This is a genomic window from Syntrophobacterales bacterium (assembly GCA_031274925.1).
GTDB lineage: Bacteria > Desulfobacterota > Syntrophorhabdia > Syntrophorhabdales > Syntrophorhabdaceae > PNOM01.
In genome coordinates this window covers 63,984-82,391 of the sequence record JAISPL010000028.1, presented here as the reverse complement: position 1 = coordinate 82,391, position 18,408 = coordinate 63,984, and the positions used below count along the sequence as shown (strand labels likewise).

The 18,408-nt window shown below is 45.4% G+C and carries 18 protein-coding genes; 7 read left to right on the top strand and 11 right to left on the bottom strand.

Annotated features, from left to right (window positions below; genetic code table 11):
- The first annotated feature begins 452 nt into the window (after positions 1-452).
- Positions 453-1,193, top strand: coding sequence for a cytochrome c biogenesis protein CcdA (locus LBQ00_05235; protein ID MDR2018261.1), 741 nt, complete (start codon positions 453-455; stop codon positions 1,191-1,193).
- 52 nt (positions 1,194-1,245) lie between these two features.
- On the opposite strand, the gene LBQ00_05230 is transcribed toward LBQ00_05235, so the two are convergent.
- From LBQ00_05230 to LBQ00_05190, 9 genes are all read right to left on the bottom strand, one after another.
- Positions 1,246-2,184: an RNA polymerase factor sigma-32 gene (locus tag LBQ00_05230; GenBank protein MDR2018260.1), complete on the bottom strand. Its 939-nt coding sequence runs from the start codon at positions 2,182-2,184 to the stop codon at positions 1,246-1,248.
- 10 nt (positions 2,185-2,194) lie between these two features.
- Positions 2,195-3,193 (bottom strand): XdhC family protein, encoded by a 999-nt coding sequence (locus LBQ00_05225; protein ID MDR2018259.1) that lies wholly within the window; start codon positions 3,191-3,193, stop codon positions 2,195-2,197.
- Positions 3,194-3,217: 24 nt separating this feature from the next.
- Complete coding sequence (locus LBQ00_05220; protein MDR2018258.1) at positions 3,218-4,099, bottom strand: EF2563 family selenium-dependent molybdenum hydroxylase system protein; 882 nt, start codon at positions 4,097-4,099, stop codon at positions 3,218-3,220.
- 2 nt (positions 4,100-4,101) lie between these two features.
- On the bottom strand, positions 4,102-5,118 hold the full coding sequence (locus LBQ00_05215) for a molybdopterin-binding protein (protein ID MDR2018257.1): 1,017 nt from the start codon (positions 5,116-5,118) through the stop codon (positions 4,102-4,104).
- Complete coding sequence (locus tag LBQ00_05210; GenBank protein MDR2018256.1) at positions 5,105-5,719, bottom strand: nucleotidyltransferase family protein; 615 nt, start codon at positions 5,717-5,719, stop codon at positions 5,105-5,107. Before LBQ00_05210 ends, LBQ00_05215 begins: the two co-directional genes overlap by 14 nt.
- A gap of 131 nt (positions 5,720-5,850) precedes the next feature.
- Entirely contained in the window at positions 5,851-6,066 is a 216-nt protein-coding gene (locus LBQ00_05205; GenBank protein ID MDR2018255.1) for a DUF1858 domain-containing protein, read from the bottom strand.
- Between the two features lie 7 nt (positions 6,067-6,073).
- Positions 6,074-6,613 carry an AmmeMemoRadiSam system protein A gene (amrA, locus tag LBQ00_05200; GenBank protein MDR2018254.1) on the bottom strand — a complete coding sequence of 180 codons (540 nt, stop codon included), beginning with the start codon at positions 6,611-6,613 and terminating at the stop codon, positions 6,074-6,076.
- Positions 6,610-7,461: an AmmeMemoRadiSam system protein B gene (gene amrB, locus LBQ00_05195; GenBank protein ID MDR2018253.1), complete on the bottom strand. Its 852-nt coding sequence runs from the start codon at positions 7,459-7,461 to the stop codon at positions 6,610-6,612. The genes amrA and amrB overlap by 4 nt, the downstream gene beginning before the upstream one ends.
- A gap of 192 nt (positions 7,462-7,653) precedes the next feature.
- Positions 7,654-7,809 carry a hypothetical protein gene (locus LBQ00_05190; protein ID MDR2018252.1) on the bottom strand — a complete coding sequence of 52 codons (156 nt, stop codon included), beginning with the start codon at positions 7,807-7,809 and terminating at the stop codon, positions 7,654-7,656.
- Positions 7,810-8,978: 1,169 nt separating this feature from the next.
- Between LBQ00_05190 and pncB the strand changes: the two genes are divergently transcribed.
- From pncB to LBQ00_05160, 6 genes are all read left to right on the top strand, one after another.
- Positions 8,979-10,571, top strand: coding sequence for a nicotinate phosphoribosyltransferase (gene pncB / locus LBQ00_05185; GenBank protein MDR2018251.1), 1,593 nt, complete (start codon positions 8,979-8,981; stop codon positions 10,569-10,571).
- A 116-nt stretch (positions 10,572-10,687) separates the two neighbouring features.
- Positions 10,688-10,897, top strand: a complete 210-nt coding sequence (locus LBQ00_05180; protein ID MDR2018250.1) for a DUF6076 domain-containing protein — start codon at positions 10,688-10,690, stop codon at positions 10,895-10,897.
- A 508-nt stretch (positions 10,898-11,405) separates the two neighbouring features.
- Positions 11,406-12,020, top strand: a complete 615-nt coding sequence (cas5, locus tag LBQ00_05175; protein MDR2018249.1) for a CRISPR-associated protein Cas5 — start codon at positions 11,406-11,408, stop codon at positions 12,018-12,020.
- Entirely contained in the window at positions 12,001-14,079 is a 2,079-nt protein-coding gene (locus LBQ00_05170; GenBank protein MDR2018248.1) for a hypothetical protein, read from the top strand. Before cas5 ends, LBQ00_05170 begins: the two co-directional genes overlap by 20 nt.
- A 29-nt stretch (positions 14,080-14,108) precedes the next feature.
- On the top strand, positions 14,109-14,981 hold the full coding sequence (locus tag LBQ00_05165) for a type I CRISPR-associated protein Cas7 (protein ID MDR2018247.1): 873 nt from the start codon (positions 14,109-14,111) through the stop codon (positions 14,979-14,981).
- Positions 14,978-17,131 carry a DEAD/DEAH box helicase gene (locus LBQ00_05160; GenBank protein ID MDR2018246.1) on the top strand — a complete coding sequence of 718 codons (2,154 nt, stop codon included), beginning with the start codon at positions 14,978-14,980 and terminating at the stop codon, positions 17,129-17,131. The genes LBQ00_05165 and LBQ00_05160 overlap by 4 nt, the downstream gene beginning before the upstream one ends.
- 278 nt (positions 17,132-17,409) lie before the next feature.
- Here LBQ00_05160 and LBQ00_05155 read toward each other — a convergent pair whose 3' ends face one another.
- Both LBQ00_05155 and LBQ00_05150 read right to left on the bottom strand, forming a co-directional pair.
- Complete coding sequence (locus LBQ00_05155; GenBank protein ID MDR2018245.1) at positions 17,410-17,913, bottom strand: hypothetical protein; 504 nt, start codon at positions 17,911-17,913, stop codon at positions 17,410-17,412.
- Complete coding sequence (locus tag LBQ00_05150; protein ID MDR2018244.1) at positions 17,910-18,383, bottom strand: hypothetical protein; 474 nt, start codon at positions 18,381-18,383, stop codon at positions 17,910-17,912. Before LBQ00_05150 ends, LBQ00_05155 begins: the two co-directional genes overlap by 4 nt.
- Positions 18,384-18,408 lie beyond the last annotated feature (25 nt).

Below are 18,408 nucleotides of genomic sequence, written 5' to 3'. Positions count from 1 at the left end.
AAAAAGTTGCGATGGTGGATTTGACGTTCAAATTATGGCAAATGCTGACGTTGGAGTCTTGGTTTGAGAAATACCAAGCAATGGCATTATCTATCTATAAATGAAAACTCTCGGAAATTTTGTCTTGGTTCGTCGAATGTGGATATAGTAGTTAAATCAAATTTATTTAAAAAAATACAGCTTCCCTAATGGCGGTCAGTCCCTGTGTTTTTTTGGCTTTTTCCTGTACCGCGGACAAGTGCGGAAAAGCCCTGTCCATCACCAACCTAAGGGATGATTCTGGCGGCCTTCAGTTCCTCTCCCAGTTTAGGTGATGACGTAAAGACGAAAACTTTACATCTCTCCATGCGGTCGCTCCTGACTCCGTTATGAGCATAAGAGTGGTGTTGGCGCCTATCGCGGTCGACATATATTTCATTTGACAACCTATCAGAAAAAAATAATACTAGTCTATGATTTTCGGCGGATTCATCACCATCGCTGATTTTAACAGCGTGGTAGCTTTTGTATCGGGTTTACTTTCATTCTTCAGTCCCTGCGTGTTGCCCCTCGTTCCCTCGTACCTTATATTCATAAGCGGCATAAGCTTCGACAATTATATATCTCCGGATGCAGCAAAATACAGAAAAACAGTCCTCTTTCATTCCATTGCTTTCATCTTGGGATTCTCGCTCGTATTCGTCTCATTCGGTTTTTCATCTTCTTTTATAGGAAGTTTTTTTTTCGATTACCAGAGATACATAATCAGGTTCGGGGGACTGGTTCTCATTGCTATGGGCCTGATCTACCTTAGGGTCATAAAGGCACCGTTCCTGAACCAGGAGAAGGTTATTCATCTCAACAAAAAACCTATAGGTTTCGCAGGATCATTCATCGTGGGGATCACTTTCTCCTTAGGATGGACCCCCTGCGTAGGGCCGGCTCTCTCCTCCATTCTCATTATCGCCTCCACATCGGAAAACGTTTTCAAGGGCATTTGTCTCCTTAGTCTCTATTCCCTGGGCCTCGCCATCCCCTTCGTGGTGTCGGCTCTGTTTTTTGACAGGCTTTTCTCATTTTTGAAGCGATACGGCCACATGGTCAAATACTCCATGACGGCGCTCGGCGCCCTCCTCATTGTTATCGGTATTCTGCTGGTCACTAACTATTATACTTTGGTGACCGAAAAGCTCGGATATATCTTAACCTTTTAGTGACACAGACATACCATTCAAGACAGGTCCGCCGCCGACTACATCCGGGCCGTTAGAAGTAGAGATTCTCCATCTCCCCTTCAAATCGCTCTTTGAATTTCTTAAGGACCTTGTTCTCCAGCTGTCTGGCCCGCTCTCTTGAAATTTGGAATTTGTCCCCTATTACCTGGAGTGTTACCGGTTCCTCCGAAACGATCCGCCGGTCAAATATAAATTTCTCTTTGTCATTCAAAGTTCGCCTGAATTCCTTGAATTTCCTAGATATAATATCCAAGTTCTCCCGATCGCCGATGACCTCCTCAATATCTTCGTCGCTTTTCATCATGTTGAGTACTGTATCATCACTCTCATCACTTACAGGGGTTTCAAGGGAGATGTCCGTGTAGGTAAGCCGTTTCTGCATGTCCTCGACCTCTTCTTCTTTCACGTCCAAGGTACTGGCAAGGAGTTGTGCCGCAGGGTAAATACCTAAGGCTTCCAGTTTCTGTCTCTCCTTATTGAGCCTATAAAATAGCTTCCTCTGGCTCTGGGTAGTTCCCACCTTCACGAGACTCCAAGAGTCCATGATGAATTTCAGCATGTACGCCCTGATCCAGAAGGAGGCATAGGTTGAAAACCTGGTGCCCTTATGGGGATTGAACTTTTTTACTGCGTGGAGGAGCCCTACATTTCCTTCCTGGATAAGATCAAGCACACTCAGATACGTATTGTAGTATTCAAGGGCTATCTTGATCACCAGTTTGAGATTTGATATGACAAGCCTCTGCGCTGCCTCTCGGTCTTTGCAGTCGTATACGAGCTTCGAAACCTCAAACTCTTCTTCCCGGGTAAGAAGAGGATGTTTAGATACTTCTGCAAGGTAGGCCCTGAACGGATCGTAAGGAAGGGGAAAACTTTTCTCTTCTACCACCTCCAGCGCTTCCCCTTTCCTCGGGGTAAACGCGCTTTCCCCATCCTCCATTTCTTCAAGAAGCGTCAATTCTTCATCCATCAATGGCTCCTTATGCCCCCCTTATATCTATGAGTTCCGCCACTATACTCACCGCAATCTCCTGAGGTGTCTCGGAATTTATCTTGACCCCAATCGGCGCATGCACCGCTCTAAGAACCACTTCTTCAATACCTTTACCTCTCAGGTAATCATAGACCATTTGGATCTTTCGCTTGCTCCCTATCATGCCTATGTATTTTGAAGGTTTTTTCAGTGCCTCCTCAAGAATATAGGCATCGTGATTATGGCCTCTCGTCACGATCACCACATACACATCACCCACATAGTCTAGGACATCAAACACTGCTTGAAAATCGGATACGATGACCTTATCTGCATCTGGAAACCGCTCCTTGTTGGCAAATTCCTCTCGGTCATCTATGACTACCACGTTAAAGTCGACCATCTTTACAACTTGGGCGAGGTACCGAGATATATGGCCCGCTCCGAAGATGTAGACCGTAGACGCGATGCTTATGGGTTCAATTACAGTACTGTCCCCGAGAACCTTAGGGTGTTTTTCGGTAAAAAACTGTCTATATCCCTCAGCTTCAATTTCTGTTATAGGGTCTCCCCAACGGCCACCATAGGTATCAATGAGGGATTTCGAAAAATAATCCTTTCCGAACCTGGTCACTATTAGTGCACGTCTCCCTTTCTTTTCGAGGTTCGAGACCACATCATAAAGGTCCCGGTGACGCTCAAGGAGAGGCTCCAGAAAAATATCCACATTTCCGCCGCAAATCATGCCGTCATTTTCTATTTCTTCCTCGTTCATTCTGTAACGGACGAACCTGGCTTCCCCGGTCTTCACCACTTTTCCCGCTTCCTGCCACACTTCGGCCTCCAAGCATCCTCCTCCCACGGTACCGAAGAACTTTCCGTCTTCCCCTACAAACATTTTCGCCCCCTCCCCTCTGGGGGCTGCTCCCAGCTTATACGCGATGGTGGCGACAGCACCTGTCATCCCTTTCGCCAGATATTCCTTTATGACGTCACCAACTTCCATATAGGCTCCTCGCTTCCATATTTTTCAGGTCCATTTTTGCAGCTTCGCGCCAGGTCTTTTTATTTCTTTCACCTTATGCGGACGCGTGATCCAGTGAAGGATAGCCTCGATAACCCCGCCCCCTATTGATCTCGCCTTATCGGAGATAGTGTAACAATATTCCTTAATCCCCCTAGGGTCTATGTCACCGATTTTTTCACCCGCAGTCACATTTATTTCCCGGATAAGCCCTCTCAATACCCCGTCGAATGGTCCCAGTACTTGATTGTCGCCCACATAAAGGATGATGTCATCCTTCTTTACCTCGTCACCTATGGCTTTCACGTGTTTCACCATCCCTGCCACTGGAGACCTCAGAACCCGCTCCCTTGAGTAACCCATCACCTCTCCCGGAAATCCCGTGTAAGGCTCAGCCGACCCCTCGTATAAGGCCTTACCGAGATCGTGACCGCGTTTGCTCTCCACCACTACATCAACATCCTTAGGCGCCGTGAACCCCGGCCCTACTCCTATCACCAACGCAGCTTCTTCCTTCCTGATTCCCAGATTTTTCTTCGCCATTATGGCATCTATGACTATGTGAGGCTTAAGGGCTTCAACGGCTTTCCATTCCGGGTCCACCATGACGGCCACAGCCCCTTTCTCCCAAACTTTTGCAAGAAGCCTCAAACCGTCTATCAACACTGCTTTTACTCCTTCTACTTCCGCCCCACCTTCATATACAGCTTCCGAAAAGGCCACCGCCCTTCTCACACATAGCGGCTCGGGTATCTCCACCATAAGAAGATGGGTGAAACGGGCCCTGTGCAGCCGGTGGGCGATACCTGTCGCCACATCACCTGCTCCCTTTATAACGATCACCGGGTCCCACATTTTATGGGCAACTGACCATTTACCCTCTGGCATTATCACGGCCCCTTTCCAAAAAAACAGGTAGGATAGTGGCAAACGTCGCAATGGAGGCAGAGCCCCCCATATGACAACTTGACCATGTCGGTCTTGCGCATCCTCTCTCCGGCCATGATACGCGTCAGGACAATATCAAGGACTGTATACTCGCTGTGATACACACATGCGGGGGCACCCAGAATATATTTCCCTTTCAGTCGTGCGACAAGAAACATGGCTCCCGGAAAAACCGGCGTTCCGTAAAAGAGAACTTCTGCTCCTGTCGCCTCAATCCCCTCTTTAGTTACATCATCGGGATCCACAGAAAGTCCGGCGGTAGTAATAACAATATCTGCATCTTTATCGAAAAACGCCAGTACGGCCTCACTGATAGAAGAAATCTCATCGGGGACTATGATTTTGCCGACGAGATCAAGGCCGTAACTACAGATCTTATTTTCCACTACAGCTGAACCGTCCATAACTCTGCCAGCATAGACTTCACTCCCCGTAATAACCAAACCCACTCTCATGGTTCTGAAGGGGCTTACCCTGATCACACCCTTCTCTCCCACCCTCTCGACCTTTTTCAGATCTTTCTCTTTTATATAAAGAGGAATGATCCTGGTAGCAGCAACAATATCGCCGACTTTAACGGGGTGTCTATTCGGCACAGTACTCACGAGCACATCTTTAATGCGGTTTATTTCATAAAGGTATTTGTTATTCACGTAGAAAAGTCCGTCCACGGTACTTCTCATACTTACCTTCCCTTCCTTGGGCGGAAGGGGTTCCATATTCCCGCCCATTATGGACTGGGCAATCCTCATGCCAGCCTCGTCCTCATGGACCCCATTGACTTCGCCTTCAAAAATATAGAGATGCCTTTTGCCGAGGTCGAGAAGTCTCTCAATATCTTTCTGTTCTATAATTTTCCCCCGCTTAAAAGCCACATCTTTTTTCTTGCCCGGGATAATTTCGGTTATATCGTGTGCAAGCGCCATCCCCAAAGCATCTTCAACTTTAACTTTCTTCAATCTTATAGCCCATCCTCTTTAAAATCTCTATGTCTTCGATGGTATCGATATCAAAGACGTTTCCTTCATCTCCATCCAAAAATACCACATCTTTGAGGTATTTATCTATGATTTCCCTGAGTCCTTTGTCACCTTCTAGCCGCTCCATCTCGCTAAGATACAGCTCTGTGTTCATAAGGACCGGATGTCCTTTTCTTCCTCCATACAAGGGAACTACAAAATTTCTGGTTCCACGGAGATAAAACTCAAGGATTGTCTTCACCTGGTCAGGCCTCACAAAAGGTTTGTCACCCAAGTGAAAGAAGACTCCATCCGCTCCTTTTATATAAGGCAGCGAGGCTTTCACCGAGGATGATATACCCTCATGATAATGCTGATTATCAATTATTTCAACAGTCTCTAGACACCTTAACTCTTTCGCTATCTTCGCCCTGTCAATGGATGCCACTACAAAGGTCTTTTCGACCTCGTCTATGAGAAAAGGTGCAACGGACCGCTTTATAACGCTCCTGCCATCTATTTCGAGGGTCAGCTTGCTCACCCCCAACCGCCGCGAGACTCCTGCGGCAAGGATTACGGCATATATTTTTTTCGGTTTCACAGATAGTTCATATTCAATCTGTCGCTCATGCGCAAAGGTCAGCCACGCTAATAATCGACTCGTTTATTTGCCGGGATTCAGCCGCGGACTGCCAGTACAATCTGGCCAGCACAATTGGCCACCCGAAGGAATCAGTCTTCCGATATCGCCACGTTTAAATCTGCTAATAAGACATCCATATCAATACCGTAGATTTTTGCTCCCTGCTCTATATTCTCGAACAGCGCAGCCTTGCATCCTGCGCATCTCAATCCGTGTCTCTCGAAAACAGGAACAACCTCGGGATGGTTCTCTATTGTGTCTTCAATAGACATCTCTCTTTCGATTTTTTCTTCTTTCTTCGCCATCCTTGTTCTAAAACACCTCTGCGGAAAAAATGTAAATACTGATCTCTTTCGACTTCCACGCATCCTTGGGAAGCCCAGCTTTGCGGCATGCATATTCCACAAAAGCTGCTCTGTCCCACCCGTTCTCCACAGCGACTTGGGGAAGCAGCAACCCCGAATTGAATCCCTTTTCTATGAGTATACCGTGCACACCGACCTTGATATTTTCCAGGCTCTTAATTTTTCTGAGAGACGAGAGAACCGATATTTCCACATCAATATCATCCCACTCGTCTTTACATGCCGGCTTAAACCTCTGGTCATGGAAAGCTGCCTGTACAGCCATCTCCCTGACTGTCTGGTGGAGAGGCAGCACCCCTTTGGTATAGCCTATGCAACCCCTCAATTCCTCCTTATTCGTTCTTAACGTGACAAAGGCGCCCATTTTCTCCTGTAGGGTCTCGGGCACTTCCGAAAAGACCTTCCCCCTGTGGAACAAAACGGCTTCAATCGCTTCTTTAGTTATCTTCTTAAGAAAGACCTTATCTGTATCTAACAGGCTGTTCATGCCATCGCCCCTTCCGCCCTGTAAAAGACAGCAGACATATAGCCTACAACGTTTCCCTTATCACCGGACACATCGCCGGAATTGGTATATTTCAGCACTTTGCTAGTCCCTGCCCCCAACAGCCTAGAAAGCATCATGGTAACGATAATGGGGCCTTTGCCGCATGCCTCGCAGATTTCATTATTGAAATCTTCCATCATACCTTGAATATCAAAAGTTTCCAACCGGTCCACCACCAGTTTGTCGAGTCTCATTGCGTCGGCGTAAGAGTGGTAATGGCTGAGATCGGTACTCCCCACCAGAAGGATGTGTCGTCGCCGTCCCTCACGTCTTATCCCCTCGTAGATCGCCCTAGCCAGCGACGCGCAGATGTCGCCTTCATGGGATCCTATCACCATGGGGACCAGTTTGAAGCCGCTCAACACAGTCTGCAGAAATGGGATCTGGACTTCAAGGGAGTGTTCCGGTCCATGAATCTCGGCATCCGAAAAGACGAGCTTGTTTTCGTCCATAATCGCCCGTGCCAGTTCCTCATCTATATCCACCGAGCCGAGGGGAGTTCTATACCTTCCCGCGTCCATTATGGCCGCACCTTCAAAGTATTCCCTGTGGCTAGAGCCCATGACGATCACCGTATCATAGGAACCCATCGACACAGCTTTCATCCCGTAAGCGACTACCTGCCCGGAATAGATGTAGCCGGCGTGAGGAGAAACTATACCTACTATTTCTCCCTTTATCCGCTCAAATTTCGCATTTCTCAGGTAACCGCGAATATTGTCTGCAAGTATCTTGGGGTCGTCGGGATAGAATGTCCCGCTAACAACCGGTTCTCGCACCATACCCATAAACTTTTCCTCTTATTATCCTTTTGTACATATATATTATAGCACATTTCAAATGGGCATGAATCCCCCCTTCCAATCCTCTTTTTTCTGGCAGTCTGTTCCGGCATACCCTTAACATGGATATCAAATATACGACTCTCCTTCTCGTTTCGTCTATTATAGCGCTCCATACGCCTGGTAATCTTCCTATCTTCAGTATTCTCTCTCGTCATACTGGCAGGCCTCTCCAAGAGAGGCCTGCCAGTGACCGAAGTCTTTTTTGAGGGAACTCTTCCTGTTCCACTGAAACTTCTCTATAAAGATCGCCGTCTCTTCTAGAATACTATAACAACATAAGTCCCCCCTCATGTCTCTTTCAACTAAATTCCATACTCTTTACGAGTTTAGAATCTGGTAAAACCTAAAAGTAAGAAGGATCATCCAGGATTCTCTTCCTGATACCTGTCAGAGAAGAAGACCTATTGCGGGATATAATTGACTTACCATCACTGGTGATGAAATTTGGCACTGTGACCACGTTCCATCATCTCTATCCGTAGTAGCAAACGGTGGATGAATTGTTGAAAACCCTCTATGTGTATACGGAAAAGACAGTTGCAAGAACAAGTAAGAGGAGCTAAAAAGTAAGTGCTTTCTTGTTCTGATTAATTTTTCAAACCCGATGTCTAACGGGAGTCTTTTCCATTATTTGCACCAAGTCACTGTCTTTTCATTCTTAGCGAACGACTAACAGCAAACAACCAACGACTGCCTTTTTAGCTTTTACTTTTTCCCTCTGTTTTTCTTGAGGCGCATGAATAATGATTTTGTGCTGTCTCGGACACTATAGCCCCTATCCGACATATCGAAACTGAAAAAAAAATAGAATACAAAAAAGACTGCCTTTATATAAATCCGGGAGGAGTCGGTGGAGCCGGTGGAAATATGGCTGAGTAATGGCAAACTGATTTTAGGTAATGCCAAATTCAACAAGAATAAAGGATCGATAAAACAAAGCTGCGGCCCATGAAGAGAACCCGCGGACAAGCAGAACACGGTGAATGCAGGCAAGAATGCAATTGCCATTCATCAGGCAGGACAATCCATACATACTCAAGACCTCTCGTCCCAGTATCCGTCCCGTTCAAGAAAGATAGCTTTTACATGGGTAAGATTTTCAGATATCCCCGCCCCAACCCCCAATGCTACGGATGGACCGCCATGATGGACCTATTCTGCGTAGATTGCTCGTAGGTCCAGATCACCTCTCAGGTTAATCAGGTACGGGAACTGGTGAGTAGTTCAAGATGTCGACGCAAACGGGACAAAGAAGAACAGGAGCGACAAGATACCATGACGCTCGACACAGACCCGCTGTCAGAAGGGTATTTACCATCAGACAGTCCTACAGACCGTAACACCGGGCCCTTCTTTTCAACAAAAAGATTGACTTCTTGACTTGGCAGTCGTAGTCTGGAATAGTAGTAAAAATTTGACAACCTTGGCTTCGTAAAAAATGATTGTATATTAGTTAGGACATGAAAGGCATACACCCGATAAACCCTTTGGTCAATTCAACATTAACCGATTTGTATCAGCTTACCATGGCATATACCTATTGGAAAGCCGACAAGATGAACCAGCCGGCGGTCTTTGACGTATTCTTCAGAAGGAATCCCTTTGGCGGCGAGTTTACCGTTTTTGCCGGCATTGAGGAAGTGGTCAACTTCGTCGCCTCCTTCGGATTTAGCGACAGTCAAATTGAATACTTGAAACAGGGGCCGCTTAAAGGGTGTGATCCTAAGTTTTTTGAATGGTTGAGAGCTCTGGATTGTTCCAAGATAAAAATATATTCTCTTCAGGAGGGAAGCCTCACATTTCCTCCCATGCCCCTTATCAGGATTGAAGGGCCTCTGGCGGTTGCCCAGCTTCTTGAAACAACGATCCTTTGTCTCATTAACTACCCGAGCTTGGAGGCCACTCAGGCGGCAAGGTTCAGATTGCTGGCAGGATTCGATAAAAAGTTGATTGAATTCGGGTTAAGAAGGGCACAGGGTCCTGACGGCGGCGTCTCAGCGTCACGCTACAGTTATATCGGTGGCTTCAACGCCACGAGCAATGTGAAGGCCGGCGAACTCTTCGGAATTCCCGTTGTCGGTACCCACGCCCACTCTTTTGTGCAGTCATTTCAGGAAATAGACGATCTGAAATCGAAAAATCTCCGCGATACGGAGGGCCAGGAAAGGGACTTTGTGGAGGCTGTCCTGCAAATAAGAAACGCCCTCGGATATACCAACACCAACGAAGGAGAACTGACCGCCTTTATCTCCTACGCTCAGGGTTTTCCAGACAGGTTCCTGGCGCTCGTCGACACTTATGATACCCGCAGGTCGGGTGTGCCAAATTTTATCTGTGTCGCCTCCGCCCTGAAGCAATTCGGATATGAACCTATCGGAGTACGGATTGATTCCGAAGATCTGGCCTATGTGTCCAAAGAGACTAGGAAGATATTTCAGGATGCAGCCAGGAAACAGAACTTGGACTTCTCGGGGCTCACCATAACGGCCAGCAACGACATTAACGAAACTGCCATGACAGAGATGCAGAGGCAGGGCCATGAGATCAATATTTTTGGGATCGGCACGAACCAGGTCACGTGCGAGGCGCAACCCGCATTGGGGTGTGTCTGCAAACTGGTAATGATAAACGGTAACCCGCGGATTAAACTATCCAAAGGAAAGATTACAATTCCGGGCAGAAAAGAGGGGTACCGTCTTATCGGCGCGGACCACACCCCCATTCTCGATGTAATTATCAAGGTGGGTAATGAAGCCCCTCAACCGGGGAAAAAATTCTTCTGCCGCCATCCCTTTGAGGAATCAAAGAGGGCATATGTAGTACCGACTGAGGTTCGTCCATTACACCGCCTTTACTGGGACGGTTGGAAACCATTGAAACCAGTGAGCATACATGACACCAGGAATTACGTTCTTCAGCAACTGAAGGAGTTCCGGCCTGACCACCTCAGGCCGGTGAATCCTACGCCGTTTAAGGTGTCGGTGTCGGACGAGCTCTACAACTTCATCCACGGATTGTGGATGCAGGAAGCCCCGATCGCCACATTAGCGTAATTTAAAGCACATCCGCCGAAGTTACGGGCCTCCATTAATCTTCCGGGCAAGTGCAGACGGTTCAACTTGGTGGGCTTACCACTTGCGTCCCTCTGAGTCTGATATGTTAATATAAACTGCGGCTCAAATTTGTAGGGCATGAAGTTGGTAAGTCGTCCATCAAGAAGTGTAAAAACTGCAAACGTTTTTTCATTCCGAGACGCATGGTTAATACCGAGTATTGTGAGCACCTTTATGGTGACCGCAATAAAAAACGCAATGAAATCGGCACTATGAATGATCCCAATAGAAAAGGTAACGGAGGGTCCCATTCTAGAAGCGCATAAGAAAGCATACATGCGTTTGAATTCCCGTGGCCACACCAAAAAGATGACACAAACCGAATTTTTAAGATGGCCCGAGGAAGCCAGCATGAAACGGGATGTCTGCTGCTTGTCTGTAGAGCTTCTATTTGAAGAATTTGTTGCTTGGTTGGAACGGGACAAGATGCGAAAAACAAGGAGCAACACAAGCAAAAGCGAGACGATATAAATAATCATATCAATTCACATCAATTCGATTGTAATCCATGTTATTAGTAATATACTTTAGGGTTATAAGATTCGCATTATGGAGGTGCTTTGGAAAATGAGCAAGCCTTGGGGAGATAGCTGACCATCTTGGCGTTAGTAAGGATACAATTCGAAGGCTGTTATTCCGCACCACAGAGTAGGAAGGCAGTATATCGCGCAAGAGCAGCCGATGGGCTTTGAAGAGGTGAGATACTTTAAATACGGGCAGATAGATAAAGAGAAAAATTTTTCCGAACTTACATAGCAGGAGGCGTTCGTTACTATGATTGAAAAAAGTTATCCCGTTACGTTTGAAATAGCAGGCCCGGCAGCAATGTTTACAAGACCTGATACCGGATCGTCTCCAGTGTCTTATCCGGCACCCACTCAATCAGCCTTAAAAAGTATTTTCGAATGCGTGGCTTTCTCAAAGACTGTATACTTCCAGCCTCAGCGCGTGGAGATTTGCTCACCAATTGTTTTTCATAAGTATTCAACGAACTACAAAGGGCCTATGCGAAAAAGCGGAACGTCTAACTTTCAATTATTCGCAACTGTACTCGAAAATGTTTGTTATAAGGTGCATGGGGTAGTTTTGGCGTATTCTCCACCGCTCAGTGGAAAAAACCCACAACACCAATTGCAGGAGGTATTTATGCGCCGTCTTGCTGTTGGTCAATTCCATACAACCCCTTTTTTGGGATGGAAAGAATTTGTACCCACTTATTTTGGTTTGTCTCGTGAAACCACATTGGCGGACGAATCGATCAATATTATAATCCCGTCTATGCTTAGCGTAATGTATACTCGCCCGACAAACGGAAAAATTGCACCATTATTTGAGCAGAATATAAAAATTGAAGAGGGGGTGATGCATTATGCTGAACGAATTGTTTGAACTTAGCGTGGCGCTTCGGCATTATGGATTGCTGCAATCTACGACAAATCCAAATGTAAACTCTGTGGGCAAAACTGACTGCCTCTTAATTGAACTAGATAAAGAAGGGACGCCACGGGGAGTCAGACTTCTCCAAAAGAAGGATACTTCCGCATTGTGGAAGCACGGCAAGGGAAATCACAACAATTTCCCAGCGATCCGTGTCCAGAAGCCAATACTCGCAAGGACTGAAAGCGAGAAAATCGAGAATGCGGATTGGAGCAAACTTAAACTATCAGAAAAAATAGACCATCTACAAGCATTGGATTTTAACGCTATAAGCCCAGAACGTTCGTATATCAAAATTTCTGACTGGTCGTTGAATGAACTTGCTGATGTGGGGAATTCCGAGAATCAGGAATTACTAGCGTTAAGACAATTACTGTCCGTCTTTCCCAAAGAGGCAGGGCGTGCTGGCTTTAATAAAAAACTTGTGGATTTCCTTCTGGAAAAGCTCAAATTATCCATCAGTTCAGAAGAAGCTGACTTTTTCAAAAAAATGTTGGTCGGAGCTCTGAATAAAAAAACCAGAAAGTATGAAGCAAAATGCATGACATATTACGATGTATATGAAACCGATTGTTTCAACAACGTAGTGGGCTCATCGGCGACTCGACAAGCGCTAATAGATTTGTTGGATAGCGTAGTTGTTGGAGGTGCTCCTTTAGTAGATAAAGTTGTGTCTCCACTCTCAGGTGAGATAGACGCTGCTGCAGGAAAAAAGTATCCCAATCCGAACATTCCACTATTGGGACTTACATATCTGTATTCCAAAAACTCGGCTATACCTTGTTTGACGCGCTACAAATTGAGTGGTGTAGAGGCCTATAAGGCCGGGAAAAACGATGTTATGGCGATTCATAACGCAATTACTTTTCTGACCGATGGATCGCGGGAAAACAAATCATGGAAAAAAATGAGCGACAGCAACCGTGATAAATCCAATCTACTGCTTGCCTATTTGGCGGATGATCCGCAAAACAACGCATGTTTAGCACAGATATTGAGTGATTACGAATCAGATGAGGAAAAACAAGAGGAAAGCGAATCCATTTTTGACGCTTTGTGCCACCAAGTTTTAGATGATAATATAGAAGCTGTTATCAGCAAAAATCCATTAAGCAAAATCAATCTGGTTATTTTGGAAACCCTTGATCCAGGCCGCAAGCAAGTAGTTTACGAAAACACATTCACCTCCGAACAATTTCGGAATAACCTGGGTTTGTGGTCAGCGGCTGCGAAAAATCATCCAAATATAGAGATTCGTGTGCGGGACAAGAAAAATATCTTGATATATAAGCCGCTATGTCCTGGACCTAACGACATTTGCAAGCTGCTGAAAATAAATTATACTCGTTCTGGCCAGTCAAAATCAATGCAACAAAGCATTATATCACTAAGTGATATTTATCGACTTTATATGCCATCGAAACAATACGCTTTACATGATGAAGATTTTTTGGCCGATGTCATGCGAAAGGTAGTTGAGAAAACGGCTCAAATGCTTGGAGATGTAGGCAACAAGTTAATTCTGGAATATGCGCTTTCATCAAATGAGAAAACTCGTGCGAAAGATGCTGCGTTAACCGTTTCATTAATTTCAATTTTGCTTTGGCGTCTTTACGTCAGAAAGGAGAAGTATATGCTAGAAGCGCCGTTCAATGTAGGGCAATTTATGCAGCTTGCAGATATGTTGCACAAAGAGTACTGTATTCACGTTAGAAATGGGGGGGACAAAAACAAGCCCCTTCCAGCCCAGTTGATGGGAAATGAGATGTTGGTAATCGCATCAGAGAATCCGGTTGAAGGACTCAATCGCCTGCGCGACCGCATGAAAATATACCTGGCATGGGCCAATACATCCGGCGAGGGAGTGGGACTTGCAAAATGGATTCTCTCACGGTATGGCGAAGTGAGCACAAAAATAGCGGCTTGCGATTTGCCTGAGCAATTCAATGCAACCGAACAGGCGCAAGTTCTGCTGGGATATCTCGCGTCAATACCAGTCGATACCATATAATAAAAAAGACGACAAGGAGGTTATGGCCAATGAGTGATTTTATCAAAAGAGGAACGGGTTTACTTCTAATTGATGTAAAAGATTCTAATCCCAACGGTGATCCTGACAGGGAAAGTGACCCTCGTACCAGACAAGACGGACGCGGCGAAATCTCACCTGTTTCTTTCAAACGCAAATTGCGCGACTTGGTCAGCGCAAAAGATTCCCCCGTTTGGCAAGAGCTTTCATGCGAACTGGGATTGACGGAAACCGGCTTTGATATTTTGGAGAGCAAAGACACAAAGCGCAATGATGTCAAAGAGTTAACCTCAGAGGAGTTGCTGGGAAAATACTGGGATGTTCGTGTTTTCGGAACAACATTTTTAGAAGAAGCGTCGGGCGATAAAGGCTCATTTATTTCCTCAGGGGTAGTTCAATTCGGGTTGGGGGTTTCTCTTGATCCAGTTAAAATTGAACGTATGACCACAACCAAAGTATTGCCTGTAGAAGATGATAAAAGCAAAGGCATGGCTCCACTGTCCTACCGAATTATTTCTTATGGGTTGTATACAATGCCATTTTTTATCAATGCAACTGCCGCGCAAAAAACGCGTTGTACCAAAAAAGATATTGATCTGCTTCTTCGTTTGATTCCGTATGCCTATAAGGAAACTGCTTCTTATATCCGTTCTCAGGTTGACATTCGATATGCATTTTATGTCGAGCACAATCGCGCCCGCGGCACATTTAGCGATTTCAAAATTATTGAGGCATTGACTCCTGTGAGAACCGGAAACGGCACCGGCCAAGCTGTTTCATGGAGGGATTACGACGAGAACGCGCTGCTAGAGAGCTTTGCAGAACTCAATAAGGTGCTCAAGGGAAAAACTTCTCCTGTCGCTAATCTGATGGATACACTATGAAGCCTCTGGCTCATAGCGCAAGAAATGGTAGACCATCTCAGTTATATGGTGAGCATGTGACCGGAGTGGTTGAGCGTACCCGCACAAATGTGAGCGAAATCTTTCCCTATATTGATGAAGAAAAAGCGAAAAGTTATCTCAATATTGTGACAGAGGCGGCGATCTATCACGATCTAGGAAAATTGGCCGCTCAGAATCAGGAAGTCTTATTAGAAAAAGTTAAGGCCAAGCGCCTTCCCATAGAACATCGAGACGCAGGCGTCAAATATTTGCTTGGATCTGCTTTTGAATCTCCATCCGCAACGCTTGTTTATGCGCATCATCGCCCAGGGCTTCCTAATATTAAAGAGAAAATGGTTGAGGTTGCTCCATTCCGTTTTGCATCAGCAGCGGCTGACAGTGACATGCATATTTGTGGATATCTTAATTTACACAAAGGAGAAATCAACTCTTTGGATATGGGTAATCAGCATCTGTCAGAGATGCTGCCAAAGCTGTCTTCCTTAGAATACCGCATACTTACGAGCTGCCTTGTAGACGCAGACTATTCGGACACAGCTGGAGAAAAATTGTTACAACCCCATACGCGCTGGACAGAACGTCTGAAAAAACTAGACGTTTACGTCCGCTGTTTGCAAAGAAAAGCGGATGATTCTCAGTCTGAACGGAATCGACTTCGCAGTGAATTTTATGCTTGTTGCAAAAATGCATCCACCGAACAAGCATTGGAGTATTGCAACAGCCCTGTTGGCACCGGCAAGACAACAGCAGTCATGGCTCATATGCTAAAATTGGCTGCTGAACATACCTTGCGTCATATTTTTGTCGTGATACCGTATACAAATATCATCACACAGACTGTAGATGTTCTTCGTGATGCATTGGTTCTTGACGGAGAACATCGAGCAGAAATCGTTGCAGAACACCACCATCAAGCGGACTTTGAAAGTATTGAGTTGCGTCATTTAGCGTCTACCTGGACTGCTCCAATCATCGTGACAACAGCAGTGCAGTTTTTCGAAACCATTGCAAGCAATCTCCCCTCAAAACTGCGAAAACTTCATCAATTATCCGGCAGTGGTGTCATTATCGACGAAAGTCATGCCGCGTTACCAATAGGTCTAATGCCTGCGGCTTGGAGATGGATTACGGAATTGAGCAGCCAATGGGGATGCCGTTTTTGCCTTTGCTCGGGAACATCTTTTAAACTTTGGGAGAACCCAGCTTTCAAAAACGTGCATGTATCCCCTTTGGTGACAGAACAACTGTCTCAGGGCATGGAATGCTTTGAAAGGAACAGGATTAATCTAAATATTCACGAACAAAATGTACCTCATTTCAAGGATCTACGCTCATTTATCGACTTTATAAACCAACACATTGGTTCACGGCTTGTGGTTTTGAATACCGTTCGATCCGCAGCTTGTTTGGCAAAGACTCTCAAGAAGATTGGGCATGATGTACTGCACTTGTCAACCGCGCTGACTCCAAACGATCGGGAAATTGTCATCAATAAAGTTAAGCGTCGCTTGGATCAAAAAACAAACTATCCTTCGGATTGGACGCTTGTTGCCACAAGCTGCGTCGAATGTGGGATGGATTTTTCTTTTCACTATGGGTTTTGTGAAATGCGTTCTCTTGCAAGTTATTTACAACTCGGGGGGAGAATCAGTCGAAACGGTGAATACAAAGACAGCTCATTGATTTGCTTTACCATAGCGGCAGACGGGTTGGGAACCAATCCTTCTTTCGATATTTCTAGAAACGTATTCTCAAAGCAAATTCAGTCCGGCGATTTATCAAAACTTACTATTACCGATGCCGTGAGTCAAAGTTTTAGAATGGAGTGTAAAGAGATGGGCGGTTTGTTTGATAAAATAGGCAAACCTGAGCGGCAAAAAGCATTTGCCGATGTTGCAGAACAATTCCGTGTGATTCACGATGATACTATAATGGTTATAGCAAGTTCAATTTTATCGGAAAAACTTCGTGCTGGAGTGATTATTTCACCAAGAGAGTTACAACGCAACAGTGTAAACATTCGCCGCCATGTATTAAAGCAACTCTCCCTTGAAGAACGTGAATTACCCTCGCTTGCTACAGATCAATATGATGATTTCCTTGGATATATGAAAAATTTGTTGTTGTGATAATAACATCTGTATGAAGCAACTCAATGGCGAATGCTATATCACGGACCGAGGCATAAGCGTCATGGGGCAGACGGAATACAAAAAATTGATATCGCCGCATACTGGCTCAAATAGAGACAAGAAGTCACTTCGGAGAAAGTCTTCTTTGAGGAAAAAAAATTGAGGTTGCAGTCATGCAATCCCTATATACTCCGCATCTGCCACGACGCTGATAATATCCTGTTTCACGGAAGGGTCATTACGGTCATTTGCATCAATCCGTGGCCAATAACAGTCTAACTCTTTCTGTTTTTATCCACGTAATCTCTGATAAAGGATAGAAGGCGGTCTCTTTCCGGGGGAAAACGGGACTCTATGATCATTTTATTTAAGAGGTCTTTCACCTTCATGATGGTGGGCTTCAGATTTTCAATGTTATCCACAACGAAAATACCCTCCGCGCCCTTCAACTGCCGGGCAAGTTCCATCTGGTGATCATCATGGTGCTCTCCCTCGGCGCTTGACCGAGGAACGAGGACCAGCGGTTTCTTATACTGAATAGCATTGATGATGGTGCCCACTCCGCCATGCCCTATGATCATGGACGCTTCCTTGAAATACTTGAGGATATCGATGAAATTAAGATGCTGGAACCATTTCATGTGCTTGGGCTCATCCTCAATCAAGCCAATCTGGGCCACTACTTCTTCGTCCAGTTCCTCTGCGATCTCATCTATCTTCTGGATGAGGCGGCGAAATTCAACTCCTTTAATCGAATTACCCACGGTTACGAATATCATATAATTCTGCCTTGATACTGAGCTTTCTCATGCATAGCGGCAAGTTCCTCCCACTGTACAAGGAAAAGGTCCGCGAAATGGTAGACGATTTTCGCCGTAAGGGAGAGCGTCTTGATTCTCGTAAAACTTTCTAAATAGACTACTTTCGCCCCGAAAAGATATTTCCCGAGTACAAATGCGGGAAGGGCTATCTCGGAACCTGCGGAAAAAATCATGTGGGGCCGATGGGCGATATACATACGAAGCATGGAGAACATACCAACAAGGAGCGTAATGGGTAATCCGAATTTGACGGAATAGTCAAAGAAAAGCTTGAGTCGGCATATCTTTTTCACGCAATCTAAGGAAAAGCCCTTCATGTTAGGAAAACCGAGCGTAATAAGATAGACGTCACAGTCCTTAAAAGCCTCTATCATGCTCAAGGTTTCATTTAGATGCCCTCCCGGAGAGGATACGATATATATATTCATTGGTAAAGTCCGTGCCTAAAAATGT

Bases quoted from the DNA above. Each gene is read 5' to 3' on its own strand.
- LBQ00_05235 (MDR2018261.1), top strand. From the start codon at position 453: ATGATTTTCGGCGGATTCATCACCATCGCTGATTTTAACAGCGTGGTA.
- LBQ00_05230 (MDR2018260.1), bottom strand. From the start codon at position 2,184: ATGGATGAAGAATTGACGCTTCTTGAAGAAATGGAGGATGGGGAAAGC.
- LBQ00_05225 (MDR2018259.1), bottom strand. From the start codon at position 3,193: ATGGAAGTTGGTGACGTCATAAAGGAATATCTGGCGAAAGGGATGACA.
- LBQ00_05220 (MDR2018258.1), bottom strand. From the start codon at position 4,099: ATGCCAGAGGGTAAATGGTCAGTTGCCCATAAAATGTGGGACCCGGTG.
- LBQ00_05205 (MDR2018255.1), bottom strand. From the start codon at position 6,066: ATGGCGAAGAAAGAAGAAAAAATCGAAAGAGAGATGTCTATTGAAGAC.
- amrA (MDR2018254.1), bottom strand. From the start codon at position 6,613: ATGAACAGCCTGTTAGATACAGATAAGGTCTTTCTTAAGAAGATAACT.
- amrB (MDR2018253.1), bottom strand. From the start codon at position 7,461: ATGGGTATGGTGCGAGAACCGGTTGTTAGCGGGACATTCTATCCCGAC.
- LBQ00_05190 (MDR2018252.1), bottom strand. From the start codon at position 7,809: ATGAGGGGGGACTTATGTTGTTATAGTATTCTAGAAGAGACGGCGATC.
- pncB (MDR2018251.1), top strand. From the start codon at position 8,979: ATGAAAGGCATACACCCGATAAACCCTTTGGTCAATTCAACATTAACC.
- cas5 (MDR2018249.1), top strand. From the start codon at position 11,406: ATGATTGAAAAAAGTTATCCCGTTACGTTTGAAATAGCAGGCCCGGCA.
- LBQ00_05170 (MDR2018248.1), top strand. From the start codon at position 12,001: ATGCTGAACGAATTGTTTGAACTTAGCGTGGCGCTTCGGCATTATGGA.
- LBQ00_05165 (MDR2018247.1), top strand. From the start codon at position 14,109: ATGAGTGATTTTATCAAAAGAGGAACGGGTTTACTTCTAATTGATGTA.
- LBQ00_05160 (MDR2018246.1), top strand. From the start codon at position 14,978: ATGAAGCCTCTGGCTCATAGCGCAAGAAATGGTAGACCATCTCAGTTA.
- LBQ00_05155 (MDR2018245.1), bottom strand. From the start codon at position 17,913: ATGATATTCGTAACCGTGGGTAATTCGATTAAAGGAGTTGAATTTCGC.
- LBQ00_05150 (MDR2018244.1), bottom strand. From the start codon at position 18,383: ATGAATATATATATCGTATCCTCTCCGGGAGGGCATCTAAATGAAACC.